The sequence below is a fragment of the Accumulibacter sp. genome, from assembly GCF_029255285.1.
Classification (GTDB): Bacteria; Pseudomonadota; Gammaproteobacteria; order Burkholderiales; family Rhodocyclaceae; genus Accumulibacter.
In genome coordinates, this window is record NZ_JAPUVI010000006.1 from 1 (window position 1) to 7,761 (window position 7,761).

At 60.7% G+C, this 7,761-nt stretch carries 6 protein-coding genes and 1 pseudogene; 3 read left to right on the top strand and 4 right to left on the bottom strand.

Translation table 11 applies throughout. The features are described from left to right. Positions 1 to 581 precede the first annotated feature (581 nt). The 3 genes from radC (at position 582) to Q1M07_RS00685 (ending at position 2,074) form a co-directional block, all read left to right on the top strand. Positions 582 to 1,163 (top strand): DNA repair protein RadC, encoded by a 582-nt coding sequence (gene radC / locus Q1M07_RS00675; RefSeq protein WP_300449277.1) that lies wholly within the window; start codon positions 582 to 584, stop codon positions 1,161 to 1,163. A 273-nt stretch (positions 1,164 to 1,436) separates the two neighbouring features. Continuing rightward, positions 1,437 to 1,745, top strand: coding sequence for a hypothetical protein (locus tag Q1M07_RS00680; RefSeq protein WP_300449279.1), 309 nt, complete (start codon positions 1,437 to 1,439; stop codon positions 1,743 to 1,745). 68 nt (positions 1,746 to 1,813) lie between these two features. Beyond that, positions 1,814 to 2,074 carry a hypothetical protein gene (locus Q1M07_RS00685; RefSeq protein ID WP_300449281.1) on the top strand — a complete coding sequence of 87 codons (261 nt, stop codon included), beginning with the start codon at positions 1,814 to 1,816 and terminating at the stop codon, positions 2,072 to 2,074. A gap of 241 nt (positions 2,075 to 2,315) precedes the next feature. Here the strand turns inward: Q1M07_RS00685 and Q1M07_RS00690 are convergent, their stop codons facing one another. The 4 genes and pseudogenes from Q1M07_RS00690 to Q1M07_RS00705 all read right to left on the bottom strand — a co-directional run. Further along, a complete protein-coding gene (locus tag Q1M07_RS00690) occupies positions 2,316 to 6,119 on the bottom strand; it encodes a hypothetical protein (protein WP_300449283.1) in 3,804 nt (1,267 codons plus the stop codon). Positions 6,120 to 6,494: 375 nt separating this feature from the next. After that, positions 6,495 to 7,022, bottom strand: coding sequence for a GNAT family N-acetyltransferase (locus tag Q1M07_RS00695; protein WP_300449285.1), 528 nt, complete (start codon positions 7,020 to 7,022; stop codon positions 6,495 to 6,497). After that, on the bottom strand, positions 7,019 to 7,297 hold the full coding sequence (locus Q1M07_RS00700) for a DUF1778 domain-containing protein (protein WP_042330534.1): 279 nt from the start codon (positions 7,295 to 7,297) through the stop codon (positions 7,019 to 7,021). Before Q1M07_RS00700 ends, Q1M07_RS00695 begins: the two co-directional genes overlap by 4 nt. A gap of 74 nt (positions 7,298 to 7,371) precedes the next feature. Further along, positions 7,372 to 7,761 (bottom strand): annotated as a pseudogene (locus Q1M07_RS00705) (DNA repair protein); the annotation flags it as partial.

Sequence of the window (7,761 nt, forward strand, 5' to 3'; positions counted from 1 at the left end):
CAGGTCGTCGAGCGTGCGGATGTCCACCGGCTCGATGTCGGTGATCTTCCGGAAGCGCTCGACCTCCCGGCGAGTGAGTCGAATTTGCGAGCCGAGGCGGATCATCGTCGTTCTACGTGAAGGGTAGAGCCTTCATCTTGATTAAATTTTTCGGGCTTGTCGCGGGTTTTACGGCGGTCACGCAAAAAATTTATGCAGTGCCAATAGGCTGACATCCAGGTCACACTGGAGTGCAAGTAGGCCCTGTTGACCAAGCTGGCAGCACCTTTGCGCCGCAGGAAGCGATCGGCACGCCCTCATCACCGACGCCATTCGCAAGCCCGTCGGATTCCGGCCGCTTGAACATTGCGTCCTCTGCATCCCCTTGAATCCACCCTACCGATGCCGGAAACTGACTGGGCATACCTGCATTCCATCGTGGAATGTAGTCCGGCCTCAGGCCGGCGTCGCAGTCGATACCTGCCTCATTCATCGTGCCGACCGATGTTGCGTACATTCGTCCGCACATTCATCCCAAGCGGGGACCTCGTCCCCATCGGGATCGGCGTTCCCGCTTTTCTTGTTTCATAGAGGAGAACGCCATGAATCTATCTGTCTTGTCCCGCGCCGAGCTGGTCCGCGAATTACTCTCGCCCCTGGTTTGCGCGTCGGGTGCCAACCCTTTGCACGTGAGCGATGCCGTGGCGCAATTGGGCATGCTCGGCACCACCGATAGCGTCCTCGCCCATCGCCTGGGCGTTGCCCGCGAACTGCTGCTGCGCGACCTGCGTGAGCAAATGCGCAGCGGCCCGTTGATGACTTCGCCGCAAGTCCTGCGCGATTGGCTGCGGCTGTATTGCGCTGGCCTTGAGCATGAGGTGTTCCTGGCGCTCTACTTGGACGCCCAGCATCGCCTGATCGAAGCCGAGGAGTTGTTCCGGGGAACCCTGACCCAGACCTCCGTCTATCCCCGGGAAGTAGTCAAGGGAGCGCTCGCCCGTAACGCCGCCGCGCTGGCCGTGGCGCACAACCATCCCTCGGGGGAAGCCGAGCCCTCGCGGGCCGATGAGATGCTGACACAGAACCTGAAGCACGCGCTGAGCCTGGTGGATGTGCGGGTGATCGACCATTTCGTCGTCGCCGGCGACACGGTGGTGTCGTTTGCCGAACGCGGACTGGTGTAACGCCATGCGCCGCTGGCCAACCGCGTCGCGTCCGATGCTCAAAGGCATGCCCACCCGATCGTGTCGGGCTGCCTTTTCTGTCGCATGAGGAGATCATCATGTCGACGAGAATCCCGCCTCACTGTCCTGTTTGCGCGGGCGACGGCGTGCCGTTGGGTACGCTGGGCCGCCTGCGCTGGTTCCGTTGTCGCGACTGCGGCATGGAGTTCAGTCGGACGACTGGCACGCGTCCCAAGACCAAGTCGCCGTCTCATCAAAAGGAAGGAGAACCGCATGGAAGCACCCGCCGTGGCAAGCTTGCGAGCGCAGGCTGAACCGCTGGCCTCGCTATCGATCTCGCATCTGAGTCCAAGCACCCGCCTGAAACTGGCCGATGACGAGTTGTCGGTCAACGCCTACCCGACCGACTGCGGCGGCATCATCTATGTCGGCGCACCCCGTTACCGGATACCGACGGAAGCCGATCTGGCCACGATCTTCGAAGTCGCGGAGCAAGCCGGCATCGTCTGGCTGAAGTTCGATAGCGAGGCGGCCGTGATCGACGGGCTTCCAGTCTTCGACATGTCGGGGCCCGAAGTATGAGTCGGCATCACATCCGGCTCTCACACTGCTGCGGCGCAATCGTGGTCGTGGCCGGATACGATCGGGCGTTGAGCCAACCGTTCCTGCAGGTGCTGCGCGACGAGGAGGGCAGGCCTATGTGCGAGGACGACGTCCTCTACGACAGTCTGCATGAGCCGGCCCTCGACTGGAGCATTATCGGCACGCTGACCGACAAGCTCGCCACCCTCGGCATTGCGGTGCCGGAAAGCCTGATCGAAGCGGTGTACCTGGATCAGTGCTTCAACGCAGGCAACCGCGTGGTTCGACACCATGCCGACCGGCCGCCGGAAGTGCTGATGGCCGGTTAAGTGCATCAGTGCATCCGCCGCAAGCTAGTCCCATACCGCCCGCAGGGCGTTGTGCCGACAGGCCGACGCCCTGTTTTCTTGAGCATTCGCACCTCACAGCCCGATCCGTGTCTCCGGCTATCGGCCCTGAACCGCCTGTCTTCGGAATCAAACAGCGGAGGTTGGCTTTCTCAAATAGCAAGCACACTTGAAGCGAGCATGAGTCACGATTCGCCGCAAGCTGAGCTTGCCGATCAGCTGCTTACCATCTGCCTACCCGCTGCTCTTCGTCTTTTAACGATTCCCGGGCCCTACTCTCGATTGCTCCGTCAATCACACGTTGCGCCCACGTCCGCACTACACCGCGGTCATGCGCAAGGAGTGGGGTAACCACACAGATGAGTCGATCGTAGAACGGAACGAGCGAACCGGACCAAGAGAACGTGTGCAGGGCCGCACTTAGTGCATCCAAAACGCCATCGACGTCGGCGGAATCGTCAATCAGCATCTTCGCCAAAATCGATAGGTGCCATTCACCAGATTCGTCCTTGTCCATGACCCTGACGATCCGCGCGATTAAAGCAGGGGCGACAGATGGATCCTCGTTGCACCATTCCCTCAAGAAGCGCGGAGCCAAGTGGTCGATGGCACGCGACTTGTCTCCGGCCCGCCTCAAAGCTCCCAGCGCGACACCAATTCTCCAGCTGGCCGTGTTGTCGCCCTCAACGAGTGCTTGCCTCACGATCGGCCATGAAACCTCGGCCCGTTCCTTGAAGAGCGACTCGAGGAGCTTCTCCGAGAGATGGTCAGAAACACGCTTACCAGCAGTGAGCGTGACGCAAAGCTCCTTGGCCAAGAACCGTGCGAGTTCAGCGGATTGCGGTATCAGTCGGCGAGCCACAACCTCGAACTCGTGCGATTCGCGCTGCGCGCGGTCTGAGGACAACATCCCTTCTGTGGAGACAATTGCACCGAATTCCTCGCGAAGCGCCTCGACTGCCTCGGGTCTTCCATAGCTATACATGAAGAGGATGTCCAGAGCGACCCATGCCCCATCAATACCTCTATGCAAGAGTACCCGGTTGAGCACAGAAATCTGTTCGACGGACACCCCTGCCATCGCTTGGCCATTTGAGAGACCGTATAGTTGATGCACTTCTATGTGCCCGGCCCGAACAAGGTCCTGAAGCACAGCGCAGCGAATGTCGTTCAGCCTAAGACCATGAGCAATGCTTGGCAGCGATCGCCGCAGCGCCGGATGCTGTGCGAGCGCACCGAATAGCGCATCGCACGATAGTGCATCGTCGTCAGCAATTACCGATAGCCAGCCACTGAGAAGCGCGCTGTTCCGGCGCTCGAAGGGGATGTCAGCAAGTCGAGCGAGAACGATCCCATAAAGCGCTGGCGACGCATTGCTGCCGCGAGCTAGGCCCTGACCAAACGCGTACGCCTGTCGTTGTTCGCCCTCCATTAGAGGGCCCAAGTACGCAGAGACTGCTTCACAGTCGCGCCCAAACTCTTGCCCAAGGGTCTCAGCGTCTCTTGCTGCAATATCAATCCAACTGCCGTCCCCACTTTCAGCGTGATCGAAGGGCGCTTCCGAAACCAGTAGTCTGAGCCGCTGGGGAGTATCCGTCGGCGCCAACGTGTTGAGCCACGAACGCACGCGTGTCTCTGTTCCTGGCGGTGCTCTGTCCAGGTCGTACTTGAGTACGTCCTTGACGGCGTCCACCGCTTGCGCCCAGACACTTCCACGTGCGCGAAGATCGCTCATGACGACGCCGATGATCCATTCGACGTCATCTAGCCTTCCATGCTGGACAAGACCTCTTATGTGTGCAGCGACGGTTGTTGCAGCGCGCTCGCCTATCTCATCGGGCTCTTTGGCTAATCGGGCGAGTTCCTCGAGGCACATCCTCCAGTAATCGAAGACTTCCTTCCATGTCTTCGGTCTGAATTCTGGCAACGGGCCGGAACTGCCTTGATACTCTGGACCCGACATGCCGGTGAAGTTGTCGGTAGTCAGGGAGCTGTTGAGCGCCACGATTGCTATGCGCCTAACGTCGATCTCCTCGCCGCGTGCCATCTGACGCAACAAGGGGAGTCGCAGATCAAGGGGAGCCTGCGTCGCTGAGAGCAACACCATGAAGAGGCGAGCCAAAACGCCCGTTGCGTTGTTCGACCAGTTCTCGTTCTCGGCACAAGCGAGCCTTGTCAAGAATTGAGCCGCCCGTGAAAAGGTCGCCTCCCGAAATGCAAGCTTCTCCAGCGCCCAAACGAGATTTCGCCTTGGCGTGCCCTTTAACGTTCGAAGCTGAGCTGAAGTCCATTCGCCGAACGCGTAATCAAGTGCCGCAGCCGCACGAACCGGGTTCACCTCCGCAATTGCGCGAAAGAGCTGTGAACCCAGGTTAGAACTGAGCACTTTCGCTTGGCCAAAAGGGCCTGACTTCCCACAGAGCTTTTCGGTGATGCTCGACAGGGCCGGAACGAAGTCCAGCATTCGGATTCGTTCGCAAAAAGCATCGGCCAGCGCTGGAGGGAAATGGAGTCCGACGATCTCGGCTGCTCGCTCGGGAGGGCACTTATCCCACCAGTCTGCGGCTAGACGGATCGCGAGCGGCCTGGGTCGCACCTGAATGAGGCGCCCATACCGTGTCACTGCGCCACTCTTCTGAAATTCGACAAGCTCGGCATAGAAGTCGTCCGCCGATACTTCGCGACAGAAGACGGACCGGACAAACTCCCGCTCTGCTGCAGCATCGCCCTCGACGCCCACGTTTTCGAAGAGCGCGCAGGCTGAGATCACCTTGGACGCGCGCGAGCCTAAGTCAACGTTTCTTCCAAGTAGCCTTGCTAAGACCGGCGCTGTCAGGCGTGCCGACAGTGGCGCGTGATCCACTCGAGCCTCAGCGGTCCGGATCGCCATCAACGGGTAGCCTTGCGCCAACTCGTTGGCGATGAAGCGCCTATCGTCCGGCGTGAGCTCCTTAAAGGCGATGTCGAGCAGGGCTTGTATCAAGTCGGTGCTCGCCGGCTCCAGACGTAGCAACCGTGTCGGGGTGCCTGCATATGCGGACGGGTCGAGATCGTTTCCGATCGTGATCAGCGTCAAGCGGCTATCCGCGCGGCGTACCTCTTCGGCGAGCGCTTCATGCAGATCCAGTGGGCAGTCGTCGACTACGACTGCTCCGATGGAGTTCGTGCGCCGCCAAGCACGCACCACTCCCTCAATGCCAGACGTCCGCGCAGCGTTCAAGAAGCAGAACCGGCTTGAAAGCCTAGCTTGCGCCGGACTGGCGGCAGGATCATCGGGCGGGCTAAATGCTTCAAAGACGAGCCTGGACTTGCCCAGGCCCGATGCACCGGTAATGCGCGTGACGCTGCGCTCCTCTGTTGCCGCTGCCCGCAGAGACTCCACGATCCCCGCGCGGTCCTTGTCTACATCAGCGAACGGCACTTCGAAAGACGGGTATCCGGATAGTTCTTGCCAAGTATGCGCTCCAGCGCCGGGCTTACCCAAGTAATCGAAGACAGCTGCAACCCCCGCTGGATAGGTATTAGCCCAGCCCGCTATGTCTGTCGCGTCGTAGATGTAGACCTCGCCGGCTGCTAGCCTTGCGCCTCCTGCAACTTCAGAAGCGCTTGCGATGGCTTCCTTGATAGCAGCTATGCGAGGATCTTTTGACTGCCCCACACAGTCTCGACCCAGGAAGAGAACATAGGCACCTCCGCGCTCAACCAGCTTTCGGACCTGCGGCTTCAACATTCCATCCTTATTTCTGACCTCGGATGAGCACGCCGCATCGCTCATGTCGGTCGCCTTCGCTTGAAAGCCGACGGTACGCCCCGGCAACATTCCAGTCTTGTCGGGGCCATCGGTCCAGTGCGCCAAGCCATCAATGCCACCATCCTTGATGTAGATGGAAAGTGGAACCTGGCTGTCATACTTTTCAATTCGGTTCGCCGAGAGATCTAAATTGACAAGCTGCCATAGCAGCTCCACAAGCTGGCCGTCCTTGAGAAGCTTGATGTCATCGTTCGTTACTTGTAGCGGCGAAGGCACGCTTACCCCCTGTCTCCGATTTGCTGTTCAACACTAAAGGTTTCCGTTCTTCGTAGGTCGGTTGGTGCGAGGCAGGCCGGCATGGCCTGAGCGGCGACTCCCAGATGGTGGTTTGCCTCGACATCGATGGACTCGTCTTTAGGCGATGCATGCAAGTAGCCGATGATGACCGCCTGCACTCCCAGGGGGCCGGTTTCAGCAGCACCCGCGAGGGTCCGCTGATGGCTTACAGCCACCGCGCAACGCATCCCGAAGACGACACTCGATTCCTTTCGAGGTAGCCGCAGAGCATCCGCAATGCTCCTTCATCACGTTCGGTGAAGCAGCTATGAAAACGTTGATCGCGATGCCAGCACGGGATGTCCGGCGATCTGGTCATAGACGCCCGGCCGCCTTCAGGGCCGCTTCAACGGTGGCGAGCGGCAGCATCAGTGAGCGAGGATCGTCCAGCAGGGGCAGCGCGCCATAGCCTTCGTACCAAGCTACCACCCGTTCGTTCTTGGCGTCGAACAGGAGGGCGACGCCGCCAACCTCGGCTGCGGCCAGAAAGCAGCGGCGTCCGGCGGCCAACAGTAGTTGTCCGCCCAGACCGTGGCCCTGCACCGTCCGATCCACGGCCAAACGCCCCAGCCGGAACACCGGCACGTCGTAGCGGGCAAGCCCCTTCTTCACCAGCGCCGGCGTGCGCACATAGTCGATCGAGGCCGGGCTGAGACTGTAGAAACCCAGGACGCGCTTACCGTCATCGACGGGCGTGGCGACGAAGGTTTTCGCGCCCCCCTTCTCGTGGCTCTGGCGCGCATGGCGCCGCAGGAACTCGTTCAGTTCCACCTCGCCACAATCGAAGGATTCGCGGTCGTGCGCCTTCAAGATCGGCGCTTCGCGCCAATCCGGCAGCGTCATGCGCCCTTGGGCAGGCGGCGTGCCGCTGCCAGGAGCTTGGCATTGGGCGCCGGCGGGTTCTCCAGCGCATCAAGCACCCGCAGGCTGTCGCGCTCGGACAGGGTCAGATGCTCGGCCTGTTCGATGACCTTGCGGGCCGCATCCAGGGCATGGCGCAGGATGAAATCCGTCATGTCGGTGTGCTCGAGCGCGACCGCGCGCATCAGCGTCGCCTTGTCATCCGGGCGAACGCGCAGGGCAAGTCGGCTGTTATCTTCAACGATCGCACGGGGCATGTCGGGCTCCTTATGTGTACGCCTTCAAATGGTACATCTGGAAAGCAGGCACCGCAACCACGTACGTATTCAATTCATACAGCCAAGCTACACCCTGCCGGGGCTTTGCACGATTCCGCGTTGGCCTCCAGATCGATGACCGCATCCGCCATGGCGGTCAGTTCCGGCGTCTGGGATACGAAAAACTCCCGCTGGTAGCCGCCGAGGCGCAGCACCTCCCGCTTCATCGCCATGAACATTCGCTTGCGCTCGGGGTCGAGCGGCCCATCGGCCTCGTCCGAGAACAGCGCACCGTAGCGCCGCCCCGTGTGCTGGGCGAGGTACAGCGCCACCGCCCGAATCAGGCACTCGTTGACCCAGACCCGTTCGCCGCCGCTCATCAGACCGACGCTCTTGCTCTCGCCCGACTCGCCGTCGTGCACCAGGATGTCGAATCCTTCCTTCTGCTCGCCCTTGCCGGTCTC